Origin of the sequence: Nonomuraea typhae (assembly GCF_009760925.1) — a bacterium.
Taxonomy (GTDB): domain Bacteria; phylum Actinomycetota; class Actinomycetes; order Streptosporangiales; family Streptosporangiaceae; genus Nonomuraea; species Nonomuraea typhae.
In genome coordinates, this window is sequence record NZ_VRLV01000003.1 from 537,680 (window position 1) to 556,167 (window position 18,488).

The 18,488-nt window shown below is 72.3% G+C and carries 15 protein-coding genes; 7 read left to right on the forward strand and 8 right to left on the reverse strand.

The annotated features are described in order from the left end of the window. Nucleotides 1-77: 77 nt before the first annotated feature. Nucleotides 78-1,097, reverse strand: coding sequence for a LacI family DNA-binding transcriptional regulator (locus FVE25_RS14630; RefSeq protein WP_157247266.1), 1,020 nt, complete (start codon nucleotides 1,095-1,097; stop codon nucleotides 78-80). Between the two features lie 83 nt (nucleotides 1,098-1,180). Here FVE25_RS14630 and FVE25_RS14635 point away from each other — a divergent pair, with 83 nt between their 5' ends. The 5 genes from FVE25_RS14635 (at nucleotide 1,181) to FVE25_RS14655 (ending at nucleotide 6,908) form a co-directional block, all read left to right on the forward strand. Beyond that, nucleotides 1,181-2,458 carry an ABC transporter substrate-binding protein gene (locus tag FVE25_RS14635; protein ID WP_246267018.1) on the forward strand — a complete coding sequence of 426 codons (1,278 nt, stop codon included), beginning with the start codon at nucleotides 1,181-1,183 and terminating at the stop codon, nucleotides 2,456-2,458. A gap of 2 nt (nucleotides 2,459-2,460) precedes the next feature. Further along, the gene (locus FVE25_RS14640; RefSeq protein ID WP_157247701.1) at nucleotides 2,461-3,333 is read left to right on the forward strand and encodes a carbohydrate ABC transporter permease; all 873 of its coding nucleotides are present in this window, start codon (nucleotides 2,461-2,463) and stop codon (nucleotides 3,331-3,333) included. Beyond that, entirely contained in the window at nucleotides 3,334-4,161 is an 828-nt protein-coding gene (locus tag FVE25_RS14645; RefSeq protein ID WP_157247267.1) for a carbohydrate ABC transporter permease, read from the forward strand. A 16-nt stretch (nucleotides 4,162-4,177) separates the two neighbouring features. Continuing rightward, on the forward strand, nucleotides 4,178-5,602 hold the full coding sequence (locus FVE25_RS14650) for an RNB domain-containing ribonuclease (protein WP_246267020.1): 1,425 nt from the start codon (nucleotides 4,178-4,180) through the stop codon (nucleotides 5,600-5,602). A 148-nt stretch (nucleotides 5,603-5,750) separates the two neighbouring features. Continuing rightward, on the forward strand, nucleotides 5,751-6,908 hold the full coding sequence (locus FVE25_RS14655) for a DUF418 domain-containing protein (RefSeq protein WP_246267022.1): 1,158 nt from the start codon (nucleotides 5,751-5,753) through the stop codon (nucleotides 6,906-6,908). Here the strand turns inward: FVE25_RS14655 and FVE25_RS14660 are convergent. Both FVE25_RS14660 and FVE25_RS14665 read right to left on the reverse strand, forming a co-directional pair. After that, nucleotides 6,892-7,713 carry a GNAT family N-acetyltransferase gene (locus FVE25_RS14660; protein WP_157247269.1) on the reverse strand — a complete coding sequence of 274 codons (822 nt, stop codon included), beginning with the start codon at nucleotides 7,711-7,713 and terminating at the stop codon, nucleotides 6,892-6,894. The genes FVE25_RS14655 and FVE25_RS14660 overlap by 17 nt on opposite strands. 30 nt (nucleotides 7,714-7,743) lie before the next feature. Next, on the reverse strand, nucleotides 7,744-8,592 hold the full coding sequence (locus tag FVE25_RS14665) for an alpha/beta fold hydrolase (RefSeq protein ID WP_157247271.1): 849 nt from the start codon (nucleotides 8,590-8,592) through the stop codon (nucleotides 7,744-7,746). 97 nt (nucleotides 8,593-8,689) lie between these two features. Here FVE25_RS14665 and FVE25_RS14670 point away from each other — a divergent pair, with 97 nt between their 5' ends. After that, complete coding sequence (locus tag FVE25_RS14670) at nucleotides 8,690-9,286, forward strand: TetR/AcrR family transcriptional regulator (protein WP_157247273.1); 597 nt, start codon at nucleotides 8,690-8,692, stop codon at nucleotides 9,284-9,286. A 101-nt stretch (nucleotides 9,287-9,387) separates the two neighbouring features. On the opposite strand, the gene FVE25_RS14675 is transcribed toward FVE25_RS14670, so the two are convergent. From FVE25_RS14675 to qcrB, 5 genes are all read right to left on the reverse strand, one after another. Continuing rightward, complete coding sequence (locus FVE25_RS14675; RefSeq protein ID WP_157247275.1) at nucleotides 9,388-9,756, reverse strand: barstar family protein; 369 nt, start codon at nucleotides 9,754-9,756, stop codon at nucleotides 9,388-9,390. A gap of 9 nt (nucleotides 9,757-9,765) precedes the next feature. Further along, a complete protein-coding gene (locus FVE25_RS14680; protein WP_219825497.1) occupies nucleotides 9,766-10,179 on the reverse strand; it encodes a ribonuclease domain-containing protein in 414 nt (137 codons plus the stop codon). A gap of 187 nt (nucleotides 10,180-10,366) precedes the next feature. Then, the gene (locus tag FVE25_RS14685; protein ID WP_157247279.1) at nucleotides 10,367-12,184 is read right to left on the reverse strand and encodes a transketolase; all 1,818 of its coding nucleotides are present in this window, start codon (nucleotides 12,182-12,184) and stop codon (nucleotides 10,367-10,369) included. Nucleotides 12,185-12,546: 362 nt separating this feature from the next. Beyond that, nucleotides 12,547-13,965, reverse strand: a complete 1,419-nt coding sequence (locus tag FVE25_RS14690) for an MFS transporter (RefSeq protein ID WP_157247281.1) — start codon at nucleotides 13,963-13,965, stop codon at nucleotides 12,547-12,549. A gap of 27 nt (nucleotides 13,966-13,992) precedes the next feature. Then, nucleotides 13,993-15,291 (reverse strand): cytochrome bc1 complex cytochrome b subunit, encoded by a 1,299-nt coding sequence (qcrB, locus tag FVE25_RS14695; RefSeq protein WP_181019591.1) that lies wholly within the window; start codon nucleotides 15,289-15,291, stop codon nucleotides 13,993-13,995. A 128-nt stretch (nucleotides 15,292-15,419) separates the two neighbouring features. Here qcrB and FVE25_RS14700 point away from each other — a divergent pair, with 128 nt between their 5' ends. Then, nucleotides 15,420-18,449, forward strand: coding sequence for a S8 family serine peptidase (locus FVE25_RS14700; protein WP_157247285.1), 3,030 nt, complete (start codon nucleotides 15,420-15,422; stop codon nucleotides 18,447-18,449). The last annotated feature ends 39 nt before the right edge of the window (nucleotides 18,450-18,488 follow it).

Here is an 18,488-nt window from a genome sequence, read left to right on the forward strand (position 1 = left end):
GATCCGGTTCGTGCGGACTGTCCTCCTTTATCGGGCTGCCCAAGGGCGGCCGTTACGCCAGGCCGTACTAAACCCCTTTAGCGTACGGCGGGAGCCGTGCTCTCACGGACCGTCAGCCGGGGCGTCGGGGTCTTCACGTCCCTGGGGCGCGAGGGGTCGGCGAGGGTCTCCAGGAGCGTCGCGGCGACCGTCTCGCCCAGCGTGAACGTGTCGCGCGACAGCGCCGTCAGGGCCGGGTGCACGATCCGGTTCAGCACCGAGTCGTCGAAGGCCACGATGGACAGTTCCCTCGGCACCGCCACGCCCATCTCCGCCGCCACGCCGAGCCCGGCGACGGCCATCACGTCGCTGTCGTAGACGATCGCGGACGGCCGGGCCGAGCGCGACAGCAGCGACCGGGTGGCGGCGGCCCCCTCGGCGTCGCTGAAGTCGGTGGGCACCGAGACCACCTCGGCCAGGCCGAGGCGTTTGGCGGCGTCGCGCAGGGCCCGGATGCGGCGCTGGGTGTGGCGGAAGCCGGGCAGGCCGGCGACGTGCGCGATGTGGTCGTGGCCCAGGGCGGCGAGGTAGTCGGCGATGGAGAGCATGGCCGCGCGGTCGTCGGCCCACACGCTGGAGAGTTTGCCGTGCTTGCCGGGGCCGCCGAGGATGACGGCGGGCACGGCCAGGTCCTCGATGGCGGCGATGCGGGGGTCGGCCACCTGCAGGTCGACCAGGATGAAGCCGTCGACGCGGTGCTCGCTGGCCCAGGCGCGGTAGACCTCGATCTCGGCGGCGGTGTCCTCGACGACGAGCAGGTGCAGCGCGACCCCGCGAGCCGACAGGCCCGCCTGCAGGCCGGACAGCAGATGGGCGAAGAACGGCTCGACGCCGATGGTGCGGGCGGGTCGGGCGATGACCAGCCCCGCCGCCTGGGCCCGGGCGCCGCCGAGGGCGCGGGCGGCGCTGTGCGGGCGCCAGTTCATCTCCTCCGCCACGGCGAGGATGCGCGCGCGGGTCTCCTCGCTGACGCCCGGGCGCCCGTTGAGCGCGAACGACACCGCGCCCCTGGACACTCCGACCCTGCGGGCGATGTCGTCGATCGTCGGCCGCGCCACGACCCCTCCCCTTGACACGACAAGTACGGCGGGTAGATAGTCCCGAAAACTGAAGCGGTTTAGCAACCCCGGCAGGAGTGAGCATGATGCGCTTCCCCTTAACAGCGCTGACCACGGCGGCGGTCCTGATGCTCGCGGGATGCGGGCTCGGTGACGCCGAGACCCCCGCGAACAGCCCCGCGGCGAGCGCGAGCGGCGGGATCACGGGGAAGGTCTCGCTGCAGACCTGGTCGTTGAAGCCGAAGTTCACCGATTACGTGCAAGGCGTCATCGATTCCTTCGAGAAGAAGTATCCCGGTGCCGAGGTGGAGTGGCTAGACCAGCCCGGCGAAGGCTACTCCGACAAGGTGCTGAGCCAGGCGGCCGGCGGGACGCTGCCCGATGTGACGAACGTGCCGCCGGACTTCGCGCTGCCACTGGCCAGGCAGGGCATGCTGGCCGACATCGCGAAGACCGACGCCGGCGCGATGGCCGACTACGTCGAGGGCGGGCTGGCCGCCTACCGCTTCGCCGGGATCGACGGCGTCTTCGGCTATCCGTGGTACCTCAACACGGACGTGAACTACTGGAACTCCGAGCTGATGAAGAAGTACGGGCTCGACCCGGCCAAGCCGCCGGCGAACCTGGACGAGCTCATCGCGCAGGCCCGCACGATGAAGGAGAAGTCGGGCGGCAAGGTCTACCTGATGAGCCGCAAGCCGGAGCTCGGCGACCTGATCAACGCCGGGGTCAAGCTGATGAGCGACGACGGCAAGAGCTTCACCTTCAACACGCCGGAGGCCGTGGCGGTCCTGGACCGCTACCGGGCGGCGTTCGAGGAGGGGCTGCTGCCCAAGGACGTGCTGACCGACGACTACGCGGGCAACGCCAAGCTGTTCACCCAGGGCAAGGCGGCCTGGACGACGGCCGGCGGCAACTTCATCTCCTCCCTGGCGGTCGACAACCCGTCGATGGCGCCGAAGGTGGTCTCGAGCAAGGCGTTCGGCATCCCGCCGCTGTACGTGCAGGGGCTGTCGGTCTCGGCCAAGACCAAGAACCTCGCGGCGGCGACGGCCCTGGCGCGATGGGTGACCAGCCCGGAGAACCAGGCGGCGTTCGCGCACCTGACCGCGATCTTCCCGAGCACGAAGGCGTCGGCCACGGACCCGTTCTTCAGCAAGAGCGACGGCAGCAACGGCGGTGACGCCAAGGTGACGGCGTTCTCGTCGCTGCCGGAGGCGAAGATGCTGCCGGTCGAGGTGGGCGACTCGATCAACAAGGTCGTCCGGCAGCAGTTCGCGCTGGCCATCAGCGGGGGCGCCACCTCCCGGCAGGCGGTGGACGCCGCGGTGGCCAAGGCGAACGAGTTGCTGCAGCAGTGAGCGTGACCTATCAGCGCCGGTGGACGCCGTGGTTGTTCGCCGCGCCCGGTCTGGTGTGGCTGGCCGTGTTCAACCTGTGGCCGGCGGTCAACACGCTGGTGCTGGCCTTCACCAACGCCAAGCCGCTGGGCGGCGGCCGCTTCACCGGGGCGGCCAACTTCGAGCGCGCGCTGAACGACGACCAGCTGGCCACCGCGCTGCTCAACAGCATCGTCTACATGCTGGTCTGCCTGCCGGTGCTGACCCTGCTGCCGTTGCTGCTGGCCGTACTGGTGGAGAAGAGGCTGCCCGGGATCACGTTCTTCCGCACCACGTTCTACACGCCCGTGGTGGCCTCGGCGGTGGTGGTGGCGCTGATCTGGGAGTGGCTGCTGGAGGACCGGGGGCTGATCAACGGGTTCGCGCAGTGGCTCGGGGTGCTGGCCGAGCCGCTGCCGTTCCTGACCGACCGGTGGCTGCTGCTGTTCAGCGCGATCAGCCTGACGATCTGGAAGGGCCTGGGCTACTACATGGTCATCTACCTGTCGGCGCTGGGGAACGTGCGGCGTGAGCTGCACGAGGCCGCGGCGGTCGACGGGGCGGGGCCGGCGCGCAGGTTCTGGTCGATCACGGTGCCCGGGGTGCGCAACACGATGTTGCTGGTCTCGGTGCTGATCGCGGTCTCGGCGCTGCGCGTCTTCTCGGAGCTGTACGTGCTGTCGGACGGCACGGGCGGCCCCGGCGGGCAGGACATGTCGGTGGTGATGCTGATCCAGATGTACTCCAGGGGCTTCAGCGGCCACCTCGGCTACGCCTCGATGCTCAGCCTGGTGCTGTTCGTCGTCACGGTGGGCCCGATGCTCCTGCTGCTGCGGCTCAACAGGAAGGGGGCCTAGATGCGCACTCACGCGCGGGAGTACGTGCTGCGCTACGCCCTGCTCCTCCTGGTGCTGGTGCTGACCGTCGGCCCGTTCCTGTGGATGTTGTCCACCTCGCTCAAGGGCAGCGGCGAGGACGTCTTCACCGAGCTGCCGAGCTTCCTGCCGCAGCAGCCGACGCTGAGCAACTACGCGCGGGTCGGCCAGAGCATCCCGGTGTGGAACTACATCGCCAACTCGCTGATCGTGGCGGCCCTGGCGGTGGCCGGGAACGCGGTCGGCGCGACCCTGGCCGGGTACGCGCTGGCCAGGCTGCGCGCCCCCGGCATGAAGCTGCTGCTGGGCCTCACGCTGGGCACGCTGATCCTGCCGGGCGAGGTGACGATCATCTCCCAGTACGTGACGATCCGGAGCATGGGGCTGACCGACACGCTGCTCGGGGTGGCGCTGCCGGGCGCGATCGCGATGCTGAACGTGCTGCTCATGCGGACCGCGTTCGCCGCGATCCCGGACGAGATGGACGAGGCGGCGATCATCGACGGCGCGAACGCCTGGCAGCGCTTCGTCCGCATCGGCCTGCCGAACGTGCGCGGCATGATCAGCGTGGTGATCATCTTCTCGTTCATCGGCGCCTGGGACGACTTCCTGTGGCCGCTCATCGTCCTGACCAACCCGGAGCGGTACACGCTCACCGTCGGCCTGCAGTACCTCAGCGGAGCCTTCAGCTCCGACCCGCGCCTCATCGCGGCCGGAATCATGATCGCGTTCCTGCCGATCGCGATCCTTTTCGCGGCGCTGCAGCGCTTCTTCTTCCGCGGTGTCGAGGAGGGCGCGGTCAAGGGCTGAGGGTAGGTTGGCCGGTGTGACGACCAAGATTCACGTGCACGGTGAGGTTCCGGCCCGGCTGGAAGACGGCTTCGAGCGGATCCGGCGGGAGCAGCGGCTGCCGGAGGCGTTCCTGCCCGCGGCGCTCGCCGAGGCCGAGCGCGCCGCCGCCGCGCCGCTGCGGGGCGAGCGCGAGGACCTCACCGAGCTGCCGTTCGTCACGATCGACCCGCCCGGGTCGATGGACCTCGACCAGGCCGTCCACCTGGAGCGCCTGGGCGACGGCTACCGCGTGTGGTACGCCATCGCCGACGTCGCCGCGTTCGTCCGGCCCGGCGGCGCGCTGGACGCCGAGGCCAAGGCCAGGGGCGAGACCGTCTACCTACCCGGCGGCAAGGTGCCCCTGCATCCGCCGGTGCTCTCGGAGGGGGCCGCCAGCCTGCTGCCCGGCGCGACCCGCCCGGCGGCGGTGTGGCGGGTGGACCTGGACGCCGCGGGCCGCACGGTCGGCGCCGACGTCCAGCGGGCGCTGGTGCGCAGCCGCGAGCGCCTGGACTACGCCTACGTGCAGGCCGTCGTGGACACGGCCACCGCCGACGGGACGCTCGCCCTGCTGCCGGAGATCGGCCGCCTCCGCCTGGACCTGGAGCGGGCCCGCGGCGGCGTCACCCTGCCCACCCCCGAGCAGGAGGTGGCGGCCGACGGAGACGGCTACCGGCTGGACTTCCGCATCCCGCTGCCGGCCGAGACGTGGAACGCCCAGATCTCGCTGCTGACCGGCATGGCCGCGGCCGCGATGATGCTCGACGCCGAGATCGGCGTGCTGCGCGTGCTGCCGCCGCCGCAGCCGGGCGACCTGGCCAAGGTGCGCCGCGTGGCCCAGGCCCTCGACGTGCCCTGGCCGGACGGCGCCACGTACGGCAGCGTCGTCCACGACCTCGATCCGAAGAACCCGCAGCAGGCGGCCTTCCTCCAGGAGTCGAAGGTGCTGCTGCGCGGCTCCGGCTACGTGGCCTTCGACGGGGAGCCGCCGGCGCTGGCCGAGCATGCCGCGGTGGCGGCGCCGTACGCGCACGTGACCGCGCCGCTGCGGCGGCTGGTGGACCGCTTCGCCACCGAGGTGTGCCTGGCGGTGGCCGCGGGCGAGCCGGTCCCGGCCGAGATCCGGGCGGCGTTGCCCGGCCTGCCGGAGATCATGTCGGTGACCGGGCGGCGGGCCGGGGCGGTGGAGCGGGCCGGCGTCGATCTGGTGGAGGCGTTCCTGCTGCGCGAGCGGATCGGGCAGGAGTTCGCCGCCGTGGTGATCGACGTGGCTGCGCGCGGCGCCGGCGGCCTGGTCCAGCTCGTGGATCCGGCCGTGATCGCGCGCTGCGACGGCGCCCTCCCGCTCGGGGAGCGCGTGACGGTACGGCTGGCCAAGGCGGACCCGGCCACCCGCGAGATCCGGTTCACCCTGGCCTAAACCCGCTCCTCGACTGCACTCGCCGTGAACGGTGTGAACCATTTGCGCACACTGTTCCTCATCGCATACTGTGTCCCCGTCAAGTGCACGCAGTTCGCGTTTGGAGGAGTTTCGCCATGCAGTCTTCCGGCCCGACGGGGAGGCCGTCGTGACTACCACCGCCCCCATGCCGGCACCCACGAGCACGGCCGCCCGGTCCCTGGCGCCGGACCTGGCCCGCGGCCTCATGCTGCTGGGGATCGCCCTGGCCCACGCCCCGCAGTTCCTCCTCGACTGGAGCCGCGGGTCGTCGGTCCTCAACGACATCGCGCACTTCTTCACCACGCTCGTCACGGACAACCAGGCGCGCGGGATGTTCGTGTTCCTGTTCGGCTACGGGCTCGGGCAGCTCACGCAGCGCCAGTACGCGCGCGGCGGCGATTGGCCGTCCGTCCGGAGGCTGCTGCGCAGGCGCAGCTTCTGGCTGATCCTCATCGGGCTGGCCCACGCGGTCGTCCTGGTGCCGTTCGACGTCATCGCGGTCTACGGCGTGACGATGCTCTTCCTCGCCTCGCTCGTCCGCGCCCGGGACTCGGTGCTGTGGTGGCTGGGGGGCGTGACGCTGATCCCGGGGGCGCTCTTCCTCACCTGGCAGAGTGTGCAGGTCTACACCACGGCCCTCCAGGGCTCGCCGTTCACCATCGCCAAGTACATGGCGCCGACCTTCGCCGAGCACCTGCTGACCAACGCCGTGGGCTGGCCGGCCAAGACCGTCGTGGCCATCCTCTTCGGGGTGCCGGGCATGGCCTGGGGGCTCCTGGCGGCCCGCAAGAGGATGCTCGACGAGCCCGAGCGGAACGTGGCGCTGCTGAAGCGGATCGCCCTGCTCTGCCTCGGCGCCGCCCTCGCCGGCCGCCTTCCCGCCGCCCTCCTGGCCGTCGGCGCCTGGTCCGGCGGCACGCCCGCGGTCTGGCTGACCTACGCAGCGCACAGCTTCACCGGATACATCGGCGGCATCGGCGCGGCCGCGGCGATCGGGCTCGCCTGTGTGCGCATCGGCCACAGCCGCGGGCGCCTCACGAACGCGCTCGCCGCGATGGGCCAGCGCTCGATGACGTTCTATCTGGCGCAGTCGGTGGTGTGGGTGGTGCTGTTCTACCCGTTCACCCTGGGCCTGCGCGACGACGTCAGCTTCGCCGCCGCCCTCGCCATCGCGGTCGTCATGTGGGCGGCCTCGCTTCCGGCGGCGTCCTGGATGCGGCGCAAGGGCTACCGGGGGCCGTTCGAGTCGCTCCTGCGCCGCATGTCCGCTACCCCATCGAGATGAGGATCGGCGCCACGTACCTGTCCCGCGCGCCGGGCCTGGCGCCGGCGCCGTAGACCATGGTGGGCAGTACGGCGGGCCCCTCGGTCAGGCCCAGCCCGGCCAGCCAGGGGCGCAGCCCCGGAAGGGCGTCGAGGAGGTCGATGCGCACGTCCCGGTCGGCGCCGTCGGCGGCGGCCAGGACGAGCGCGCGGGCCACCTCCTCGGAGGGCGCGACGACCGGGCCGATGACCCGCTGGGGACCGGCGTTCCACGCGATCGCGAAGCCGGAGCCGTCGCCGGTGACGACCGTCCGCTCGGCCCGGGCCAGGAGCAGGCTCAGCGCCTTGCTCCGGTCGGCGCCGGTGGCCTCGGCGTCGAGGGCTTCGATCGCGGCGTGGTCGCCGGGGCCGGCCGCCCGCACCCCGGCGCCGGTCCGCCCGGCCAGCGGGCCGTAGGTGATGGTCAGGCCGCCGGTCGGGCGGAAACCCAGGCGCTCGTAGACCGGCCGGCCGAAGCGGGTCGCGGTCAGCTCGACCGTACGCTCTCCCGCCGCCTCCAGGACGTGCTCCATCAGCCGCGTGCCCAGGCCCTGCCTGCCGTACCGGGTGGCGACCAGCATCATGCCGACGGCGGCGAGCCGGTCGCCGTAGGAGGTGAGCACGACGCACCCGGCCAGGCCGTCGCCGTCCGGCGCGTCGAGGGCGTAGACCTCGCCGGTCTCGAACATCAGCTGCCACTTGGCCGGGTCGGTGGACCACTCGCGGTCGCTCTCGAGCTGCAGGCAGAGGGGGAGTTCCTCGGGACGGAGGAGACGAATGTCGTGCACAGGGACAGACCCTAGCCGCTCCGCGCGGGTTCAGGAGGCCAGGAAGGCGCGCAACGCGGTGATCAGCGCGGCCGGGTTGTCCTCCTGGACGTTGTGTCCCGCGTCCGGCACGACCACCAGGCGGCCGTCCGGGATGGCGCCGACCAGGCGTTCGGCGGCGGCCTGGGGAAGCACCTTGCTGCGGGCGCCGCGCACCAGCAGCACCGGCAACCCGGTCAGCTGGGCGGCCATCCCCTCGACGGCCGCGAGAATGCCGGGGAAGTCCGGGGAGCGCAGATCGGCCTTCGGCTCCCAGCCGCCGGGCCTGCGGCGGAACATGGTGCTCATGCGGTAGGCGACCCGCGCGCGGTCGGCGTGCGGGTTGACCCGCATCGCGGCCTCCACGACCGTCTCGAGCTCGCGTACCGGGACGAGCGCGCTCATGAACGCCCGCATGTGCCGGGTTCCCTCGAAGTCCACGCCGGGCGCGACGCCGACGATCGCCAGCCGGTCCACCCGATCGGGGTACGCCTCGGCGACGTGGGCCGCGACCACGCCGCCGAGCGACATGCCGGCCAGCCGTACCCGGCCGAAGCCGAGGTGGTCGGCGGCGGCGACGACGTCGGCGGCCAGGGTGGCGATGCGGTAGTCGTCGGACCAGTCGCTGTCGCCGTGACCGCGCAGGTCCAGCGCGACCAGGCGGGCGGCGCCGCGCAGGCCGAGGCAGACGAAGTTCCAGGTGTGCGCGGTCAGGCCGCCGCCGTGCAGCAGGAGGATCGGGGCGCCCGTCCCGCCCCAGTCCAGGGCGTGCAGCCGGCAGCCCGCGCGGGTGAAGCGGATCTCGCTGGGCGGCGCCGGGTCGTGGATCTTGACGCCTAGTGCCTCGGCCAGCTCGGTCACCGCCGGAATAGTGAAATTTCCAGACATTTCCAGCCCCCTTACCTTGGGACCTCAAGGTAAGGGGCTTTACCTTGACCGGTCAAGGTATGATGGGCGGATGGCTGCCCGAGTACGACGCAAACCCGACGACGCCAAGCGGATGATCCTCGAGGCGGCGAGCAAGCTGCTGGCCGCGGGCGGCCCGGCCGCCGTCCAGGTGCGTGCCGTGGCCGCCGAGGTCGGGGTCTCCGACGCCGCGGTCAACCACCACTTCGGCACCCGCGAGCAGCTCCTGGAGTCGCTGCTGCGCTTCGGCGGCGCCAAGCTGAAGGCCGAACTGCGCAACGCGCTGAGCGAGTGGACCGACGGCCCCGCCGAGCTGGTGCGCGCGCTGGCGGCGATCTACGCCGACGGGTACGCCGAGCTGGCACTCGCCCTCCACCGGTCGGGCTGGCGCGACACCGGCAGCGGAATGCTCGACGAGGTGATCGGCCGCCTGCACGACCAGGCGGTCACCCGGTGCGCGGCCACCGGCCGCACGCCGCCCTCCCGTGAGGCGATCCAGCTGACGATGGCCGCACTGCACCAGGCCCTCGCGATGGAGCCGATGTTCGGCGCCGACTTCCGCAGAAGCGCCGGGCTGGCCGCGACCGCACGGGAACGCACGCTCGGCTGGTGGACCGAGATCCTGCGCACCACCCTGGCCGGTCACTGAAGGTTCCCCGTCGCCCGCCGAAGGGGAGACGGTCACCCCTCCGCCGAGAACCACCGGGCGGTCCGTGTCCGGGGCCTTCGGCGGCATCGCCTTCCGGTGACTCAGGCCAGCGCGGCGGCGACCCGCTGCCGGAGCAGGGCCTCGTGCTCCGGCTCCGTGCACAGCGTCACGGTCAGCCCGGACTCGGCGGCGTCGGAGAAGACGCCCAGCAGAGTGGCGAACTGCCGGGGCGGCTCCGCGCCCAGCAGGTCCTCGGCGTGCGTCACGGTCAGGGAGACGGCGCCGGCGTCGCGCAGGCAGTCGAACAGCGCGTCCCAGTTGTGGCCGAAGTAGCCGGGGAGGCGCAGCGCCCGGGCCGCCTCCTCGAAGAAGGCGGCACGGGTACGGCACAGCCGCCCGTCCACCACGACCGGCGCCGGATCGGTGCACACGGTCAGCCAGTGCGGCAGCGGGCGGGCGGCAGAGGTCATGGGACGTTCCTAGAGCCGGTGGAAGTCGGTGTAGTGGTTGGGCGAGAACCACGCCACGCCGGTGCCGCGGTTGACGACGATCCGGTACGCGTCACGCGGCGCGCCGCGCGTCCTGGAGTACACGTCGTACTCATAGTAGGTGGCGCCGCCGGGGAGCTGGCCTTCGCGGTTGTAGAAGCGACCGCCGGCGAAGTTCGACCGGCCGTCCGGCCAGGAGTACCAGGCCCTGGGGGTGGGGTAGCCCTTGGACGCCCAGATCGACCGGGCGGCGCGCGCGTCGGCGCAGCGCGAGATGGTGCAGGAGTCGTAGACGTCGGCGCGGGCGGGGGTGACGCCGGCCAGGGCGACGAGGGAGACGAGCAGGGCGAGGGCGGCGGTGAGCCGCACCGGCCAGGACAGTCCGGGGGGTGGCGGAGTGTGCACGAAGCCTCCTTGCGGGGGTGCGACGGACACTCCCATCGTCACCAGCTGCGATGACTCCGAAGGGTCTAAAGGCGTCAAACGATTGGTGAACATTTGTCACCATCCGAGAAGCGCGACGACGGCTTCACGGGCGCGGGCGTCCACGCCGCCGGGCAGGCGGGCGTCCACGCCGCCGGGCAGGCGGGCGTCAGAGCAGCGCGCGGACGGCCGCCTCGATGGCGTGCCGGTCGATGCCGGCGTCGGCGAGCTGCTCGGCCGGGCTCGCCGAGCCGGGCAGGTTCCGCACGGCCAGCTTGACCACGCGCGGTCCCAGATCGGCCAGCGCGTCGAGCACGGCGTCGCCCAGGCCGCCTTCGGGCCGGTGGTCCTCGACGGTGACGAGCGCGTCGGTGATCGCGGCGGCGGCGCGCAGCGCGGCCGTGTCCACGGGCTTGACCGAGTACAGGTCGAGGACGGCGGCCATCAGGCCGTCGGCCGCCAGCGCGTCGGCGGCGGCCAGCGCCTCGTGGACGGTGATCCCGGCGGCCAGGATGGTGACGCGGTCCTCGGGCGAGCGGCGCAGGACCCGTGACCCGCCCACGGGAAACCGCTCGCCGGGGCCGTAGATCACCGGTGTGGCGGCGCGCGTGGTGCGCAGGTAGCTGACGCCGCCGAGATCGGCCATCTCGGCGGTGAGCGCGGCGGCCTGGTTGGCGTCACAGGGATACAGGACGGTGCTGCCGTGCACGGCCCGCATCATGGCCAGGTCCTCCAGCCCCATCTGCGAGGGGCCGTCCTCGCCGATCGACACTCCCGCGTGGGAGCCGGCCAGCCGGAGGTCGCAGCCCGACACCGCGGCCATCCGGATGAAGTCGTGCGCCCGGGTCAGGAACGCGGCGAACGTGGCGGCGAACGGCTTCCAGCCGCGCACCTGCAGCCCCATCGCCGCGGCGACGAGCTGCTGCTCGGCGATGTAGCACTCGAAGAAGCGCTCCGGGCAGGCGGCGGCGAACTCCGCGGTCTTGGTGGAGTCCGCGACCTCGCCGTCGAGCACGACGACGTCGGCGCGGGCGGCGCCCAGCGCGGCCAGCGTCCGGCCGAAGGCGGTCCTGGTCGCCTCGTCCTTGTCGAAGACGTGCAGTTCCGGCGTCCCGTGCGCGGGGACGCGGTGCGGCCGCCCGTCCGGCCGCGGCCGGCGGCGCGGCGTGACCTCGGCCGCGCGCCGGCCGCCGAGCTCCTCGACGGCCCGCTCCGGCTCGGCCAGCGGCTTGCCGTGCACCCCTTCCCGGTCCGCCACCTCCCTGACGCCTTCGCCCTTGCGGGTGCGCGCCAGGATCACGACCGGCCGCGGCGTGCTCAGCGCCTCGCCGAACGCGGCGCCGATCTGCCCGAGGTCGTGCCCGTCGATCTCGATCGCATGCCATCCGAACGCGCCGAACCGCCGGGCGTAGGCGCCGGTGTCCCAGCCGTGCCGGGTGGGCCCGCGCTGCCCGAGCCGGTTGACGTCCACGATGGCGGTCAGGTTCGCCAGCCCCTCGTGCCCGGCGTGCTCGGCCGCCTCCCAGATCGACCCCTCCGCCAGCTCACCGTCCCCGCACAGCACCCACACCTGGTACGGCAGGCGTTCCAGCCGCCCGGCCAGCGCCACCCCGACGCCCACCGGCAGTCCCTGCCCCAGCGACCCGGTGGCCACGTCCACCCACGGCAGCCGCGGCGTCGGGTGTCCTTCGAGCCTGCTCCCCCGGCGGCGGAAGGTCAGCAGCTCCGCGTCGGTGATCGCCCCCGCCGCCTTGTACATCGCATACAGCAGCGGAGAGGCGTGCCCCTTGGAGAAGATCAGATGATCGTTGAGCGGGTTGCCCGGATCGCCGAAGTCGTAGGTCAGCCGCTCGGCCAGGAGCACCGCCATGAGGTCGGCCGCCGACATCGCCGAGGTCGGATGCCCCGACTCCGCCGCGGCCGAGCAGCGGACCGCGTCCACCCGGAGCTGCGCCGCCAGCTCGGCCGGCGTGGTGAGGCCGGTCATGATCTCTCCCTTCCGGCCGTCGATCGGGAAGGGCCTCCCATACCCGGGCCCCGCCCGGCAAACCTCACGCCCGCCGGTAGGCGCGCACGAACGCCTCGTAGAGCTCGCGCGGCAGGCATGGTGAGGGGCTGGGCCGTCACGGCCGGCCCCAGCAGGATCTCGTCGGCCGACAGCCTGCCGTCGCGGTCGCCGTCGAACAGATCGAAGGTGTCGCGGTCGTCCCAGACGGCCTCAGGAGCCCGCAGGGCGTCGTGTGCCATGGATGTGTCCTCCGCACGCCCGCCCACCGGGTAGAAGATGTCACCAGATTTCCCCTCTACCTGACAAAAGGGGACACATTCCCCGGCTAGCTGTCGGTACAGCTAGCCGGGACCGGCGGCGGAGAGCGGGGCGGCGATGGCCTCCAGGCCCTTGCGTTCCGCCTTGACGCCCAGGAAGAGCTCCACGAGCCCCGCCAGGATCATGACGCAGGCGCCGATGGCGAAGGCGAGCGCGGTGTCGCCCGGTACACCGGTGGACACCAGGCTGGAGAAGATGAGCGGCCCGGCGATGCCGCCCGCGGCGGTGCCGATGGCGAAGAAGAACGCGATGGCCAGGGCCCGGGTCTCCATGGGGAAGATCTCGCTGACCGTGAGGTAGGCGGAGCTGGCCCCGGCCGAGGCCACGAACAGCACGACGGACCAGCAGATCGTCAGGGTGACGGCGGTGAGGTGGCCCTGGGCGAAGAGCCAGGCCGTGCCGAGCAGCAGCGCCCCGGAGCCGATGTACGTGGCGGAGATCATCGGGATGCGGCCGACGGTGTCGAAGAGGGGTCCCAGGAGCAGCGGCCCGAGGAAGTTGCCGATCGCGATGACCGCGAAGTAGTAGCCGGCCTGGGTGTCGATCTTGAAGAAGGTGGCCAGGATCTGCGCGTAGCCGAACGTGATCGCGTTGTAGAGGAACGCCTGCCCGATGAACAGCGACAGGCCGAGGATGGTGCGTTTGGGGTAGAGCGCCACCATGGTGTGGGCGATGCGCACGAAGCCGATGGACCTGCGCTGGTGGATCGTCATCGACTCCCCGGGCTCGGGCAGGTCGCCGCCGACCTCGCGTTCGATGCCGGCCACGATGTCCTCGGCCTGCCGGTCACGCCCGTGGATGAACAGCCAGCGGGGGCTTTCCGGGACGCTGCGCCGTACCAGCAGGATGGCCAGGCCCAGCACCACGCCCAGCCCGAAGGCGATGCGCCACCCGATGGCGACGGGAAGGTCGTTCAGGAGGGGGACGGTCAGCAGGGCGCCGCCCGCGGCGCCGAGCCAGTAGCTGCCGTTGATGAGGATGTCGACGCGGCCCCGGTGCCGGCTGGGGATCAGCTCGTCGATGGCGGAGTTGATCGCCGCGTACTCGCCGCCGATGCCGAAGCCGGTGATGAAGCGGAACAGGAAGAACCACCAGGCGCTGAAGGAGAACGCCGTGGCCAGCGTGGCCACCAGGTAGACCAGCAGCGTGATGATGAACAGCTTCTTGCGGCCGTAGCGGTCGGTGAGCCAGCCGAAGAACAGCGCGCCGAGGCAGGCGCCCGCGACGTAGAGGGCCGCCGCGGGGCCGGCGACCTGGGCCTGCGTGATGTCCAGGCCGCTGCCGGGCTTGGCGAGCTGGCCGGACAGGTTGCCGACGATGGTGACCTCGAGGCCGTCGAGGATCCACACGGTGCCGAGCCCGATGACGATGCGCCAGTGCCAGCGCGACCACGGCAGCCGGTCCAGCCGCGCGGGGACCTTCGTGGTGATGGTGGAGCTCATAGGCCCGGCCACTACCCCGGGCGTTTCTCAGGTAACGGGTGTGCCCCCGATGCCCGCCTGCTCGCGGACGGCCACGGTCACCTCGGTGTACCCGCCCTCGGGCGAGCGGCGGACGGTGCCCGTCTCCACGCCGTGCGCGAGCTCCTCGCGCTCCTGTCCGCGCAGCCCGAGGCAGAGGCGCCGGGTGAGCTCGAAGGCCAGGACGGGCCCCGCGATCACGGCGACGCGGAAGAACCACGTGACCGCGAAGAGCGAGACGTCGAAGGTGTGGGCGATCTGGTCGTTGGCGGCCGCGGCCCACAGCAGCCCGTAGAAGGTCATCCCAGCGGCGCCCAGCGCGGTGCGGACGGCGGCCTCGCGGGGCCGGTCGAGGGTGTGGTGCGGTTTCGTGTCGCGGGTGAAGCGGCGCTCGAGCAGCGGGTAGGCGGCCAGGACGGTGAAGAACGCGCCGGGCACGATCAGGGCGGGGATGAGCACCGACAGCGTGACGGGGTGGCCGCCGATGACGGGTTCCCAGGCGGGCATGACGCGGATGGCTCCGTCGAGGAAGCCCATGTACCAGTCCGGGACCGCTCCGGCGCCGATGGTGCCCGGCCGGGCGGGGCCGTACTGCCAGATGGGGTTGATCTGGGCGACGGTGCCCAGGAGGGTCAGCATCGCGGCGGTGAAGAAGAACAGCGCCAGCGAGGCGAGCGGAGGCACGTGCACGGCGCCGGGGTAGTGGCTGTGCCCGTGCCGCTGCAGCAGCCAGCGCCGGGCGACGAACAGCTCGGCCATGATGATCGGCAGCACGATCACGTGCAGCCAGTAGAAGATCGGGACGATCTGGGTGCCGGGGGCCTCGTCGCCGAACAGCCAGCCGGTCACGGTGGTGCCGATGAACGGGATCGACTGGGTGATCCCCTGGATGAGGCTGAGGCTGCCGCTCGAGAGCATGTCGTCGGGCAGGATGCCGCCGGTCACGCCCGCGGCCATGCCCAGCACCAGGAGCCCGATCCAGATCAGCCAGTTCAGCCCGCGCGGGCGGCGGAACGCGCCGGTGAAGAACAGGCGCAGCAGGTGAAGGCAGACCGCGGCGACGAACACCAGCGTCGCCCAGTGGTGGGCCTGCCGCATCAACAGCCCGCCGCGCACGTCGAAGCTGATCTCCAGCGAGGACGCGAACGCCCGGCTGACCGGCACGTCCCGCAGCGGAAGATAGCTGCCCTGGTAGACGACCTGGGTCAGGTCGGGGTCGTAGAAGAACGTCAGGAAGACGCCGGTGACGAGCAGCACCAGGAACGAGTAGATCGCGATCTGCCCGAACAGGAACGACCAGTGGTCCATCCGCGCTTGAAGATGCCTCATACCTGGTTGACGGGATGGCCGCAGCGGTTTGTGACACTTCTGCGCACGGTGTGGCCGACACCACAGGAAACGCTTCGGCCGCGAAACGGCAAGACACGGGTATGAGCATGATCAACGGGCTTCTGGCCCTGTCCCTGTTAGGAGTCTCCCCGGTGACCGCCCCGGCGGGTGCCGCACCGGGCGCGGTCACCCTGCTGAGCGGCGACAAGGTGGTGGTGAGCGCGGCGGGCGGGTTCCGCGTCGAGCCGCCGCCGGGCAGGAAGGTGCGGTATCTGACCAAGAAACGCGACGGCCACCTGTACGTGATCCCCTCCGACGCGCTCCCGCTCATCGCCGCCGACCGGCTCGACGAACGGCTCTTCGACGTCACCGGCCTGCTCTCCTCCGGGTACGGCGACGCCGGCCGCACGGACGTTCCCCTGGTCACCAAGGGCGCCTCCGCGATCGCCGCGGCCAAGGGGTTCCGGGCCGGCGGGCTGGCGGCGGCCTCGGTGCCCAAGAGCGAGGCCGCCGCCGCCTGGAAGCGGCTGACCGCCGCCCGGGGCGTCCAGGCCGGCGGGAAGGTCTGGCTGGACGCGCTGGTGCCGTACGCACTCGACCGGAGCGTCGCGCAGATCGGCGCGCCCCAGGTCTGGCAGAAGGGGTGGACCGGCAAGGGCGTCACGGTGGCGGTGCTGGACAGCGGCTACGACGCCACGCATCCGGCGCTGAAGGACGTGGTCAAGCGGTACGCCAACTTCATCGGCGGGCCCGACGGCGACACCGTCGGGCACGGCACCCACGTGGCCTCGATCGTCGCGGGCGCCGGGGAGCGCTACCGCGGGGTGGCGCCCGAGGCGGAGCTGGCGGTGGGCAAGGTCGGCAACGAGTTCGGCGCCCCGACGTCGGCGATCCTGTCCGGCATGGAGTGGGCCGCGAACGAGGTCAACGCCAAGATCGTCAACGTGAGCCTCGGCGGCCCCGACACCCCCGGCCTCGATCCGCTGGAGGAGGCCATCGGCAGGATCTCCGCGGAGAAGGGCACCCTGTTCGTGGTCGCCGCGGGCAACTCCGGCACCCGCGAGCCGGTGGGCTCCCCCGCCGGCGCCGACGCCGCGCTGGCCGTCGCCGCGGTGGACCGGCAGGACGCCACAGCGGACTTCTCCAGCCGCGGCCCGCGCTCGGGCGACCACGCGGTCAAGCCGGAGATCTCGGCGCCGGGCACCGGCATCGTCGCGGCGAAGGCGGGCGGCGGCCACATCGCCCACTCCGGAACCTCGATGGCGGCACCGCACGTCGCGGGCGCCGCGGCCATCGTCGCCCAGCGGCACCCCGGCTGGTCCGGGCAGCGGATCAAGGCCGCGCTCACCGCGTCGGCCAAGCCGGGCGCTCCCTTGAAGGAGCAGGGCGCGGGCCGCGTGGACCTGGTCGCGGCGACCGGGCTCCCGGTGGTGCCGGAGCCCTCCACCCTCGCGGTCGCCCACCCGTGGGGCGACACCGGCAGCAGGGTGACGACCAGAACCATCACCTACACGAACACCACCGGCGACGACCTCACGCTGGAGCTGGCGGCCGAGGGCGAGGTCCTGAAGCTCCCCTCCACCCGGCTCGTCGTGCCCGGAGGCGGCCAGAGCACCCTGACCGTCACCCTCGACGCCACCGGCAAAGCCCCCGGCGACCACCCCGGCGCCGTCACGGCCACGGCCGGCGGCATCACGGTCAGGACCCCGGCCAGCGCCTACGTCGAACCGGAGTCGTACGACCTCACGGTCACCGTCATCCCCCGCGACGACCGCGCGTTCGTGACCACGGGCGCCGTCTACGACGCCGGCACCGGGCAGGAGCGCCTCCTGTACTTCGACGACAGGGGCAGCGCCAAGGTCCGCCTGCCCAAGGGCCGGTGGAACGTCTACGCCGACGTCTACGCCTTCTCCGCCGGCGGCCCCGCCTACTCCGTCACCGCCCATCAGCAGGCGACGATCGCCGACGGCGACGCCCGGGTGTCCCTGGACGCCGGGCAGGCCAAGGAGATCCGCTTCACGCTCGACGACCCCGCCGCCGTGCGCACCCCCGACCGCGAGCTGACGCTGGTCAACGGGGCGTGGTACATCGGCTGGTGGGACGTCGCCGCGTTCCCGCTCTACGTCGTCCCCGTGCGGCAACCCGGCCTCACCTACCTCACCAGGAGTGTCTGGCAGAAGCCGGGCCACCGTTACGACCTGGTCTCCCGGCACACCGGCGGCATCCCCGGCAATCCCGCTCACGACGCCAAGGTCAGTGAATTGTCCACGACCAAGGCCACGTATCGCGGCGAGAGCGGACAGGTCACCCCCGGCGTCGCCGTTGCGGTCGCCGGCGGCCTCACCGGCTTCCAGCTGCCGTCCGGCCCGGTGCCGCTGCCCGGCGTCCTGATCCACCACCGCACGCCGGGAGAGCGCTGGCAGCCGGGCGTCCAGGCCGGCACCGCGACGCTGGAGGGGCCCGCATCCGCACCGGCCGCCCGCGAGCTGTGGCTGGCCGCGGTGACCGGCCCCGCGGTCGCCAAGGGCAACGGCATCCGGTACGGCGACGCCGTCGGCTTCTCGGCCGCCCAGCTCTTCAGCGATGGCACGGGGCACACCGGCTGGGACGAAGCCGCGACCGGCGCCCTGACCCTGTCCAAGGACGGCGCCCAGCTGGCCCGCAAGGAGTTCACCGGCTGCGAGAGCGGCTGTGAGCTGTCCGCCACGCTGCCCGGTCAGGCGGGCGTCTACACTCTGACGGCCGCGGCCCGGCGTCCTTCCCCGCTGTCGCCGCGGGTGGAGTCGCAGTGGACCTTCCGCTCCGCGCACACCGCGAAGGCCGAGGAGCTTCCGCTGATGACCGTCCGGTACACGCCCGCCGGGCTGGACGACGCCAACCGGGCCACGCAGAAGGTCACGCCGGTGCCGATCCGGGTCGAGCGGGCTCCGGGGGCCGTGCGCTCGCTGCGGCTGGAGGTGTCCCATGACGACGGGGCCACGTGGAAGCGGGTGCCGGTCGTGCGTTCCGGCCCTGGATGGACCGCGCTGGTGGCCAACCCCGGGTCCGGGGGCGCGGTCTCCCTCCGGGCCGGCGTCACGGCGGACGGCGGGGCCGGGGCGGTCCAGACGGTCATCCGGGCCTGGGCCGTGAAGTAGGAGCAGGCTCCCAGAGCCGTATCCTGACCGGCGCCTCCG

Excerpts from the sequence above, each read along its gene's own strand:
- FVE25_RS14675 (WP_157247275.1), bottom strand. The coding sequence starts at position 9,756 with ATGACCTCTGCCGCCCGCCCGCTGCCGCACTGGCTGACCGTGTGCACC.
- FVE25_RS14700 (WP_157247285.1), top strand. The coding sequence starts at position 15,420 with ATGATCAACGGGCTTCTGGCCCTGTCCCTGTTAGGAGTCTCCCCGGTG.
- FVE25_RS14670 (WP_157247273.1), top strand. The coding sequence starts at position 8,690 with ATGGCTGCCCGAGTACGACGCAAACCCGACGACGCCAAGCGGATGATC.
- FVE25_RS14685 (WP_157247279.1), bottom strand. The coding sequence starts at position 12,184 with ATGACCGGCCTCACCACGCCGGCCGAGCTGGCGGCGCAGCTCCGGGTG.
- FVE25_RS14635 (WP_246267018.1), top strand. The coding sequence starts at position 1,181 with ATGATGCGCTTCCCCTTAACAGCGCTGACCACGGCGGCGGTCCTGATG.
- FVE25_RS14645 (WP_157247267.1), top strand. The coding sequence starts at position 3,334 with ATGCGCACTCACGCGCGGGAGTACGTGCTGCGCTACGCCCTGCTCCTC.
- FVE25_RS14690 (WP_157247281.1), bottom strand. The coding sequence starts at position 13,965 with ATGAGCTCCACCATCACCACGAAGGTCCCCGCGCGGCTGGACCGGCTG.
- qcrB (WP_181019591.1), bottom strand. The coding sequence starts at position 15,291 with ATGGACCACTGGTCGTTCCTGTTCGGGCAGATCGCGATCTACTCGTTC.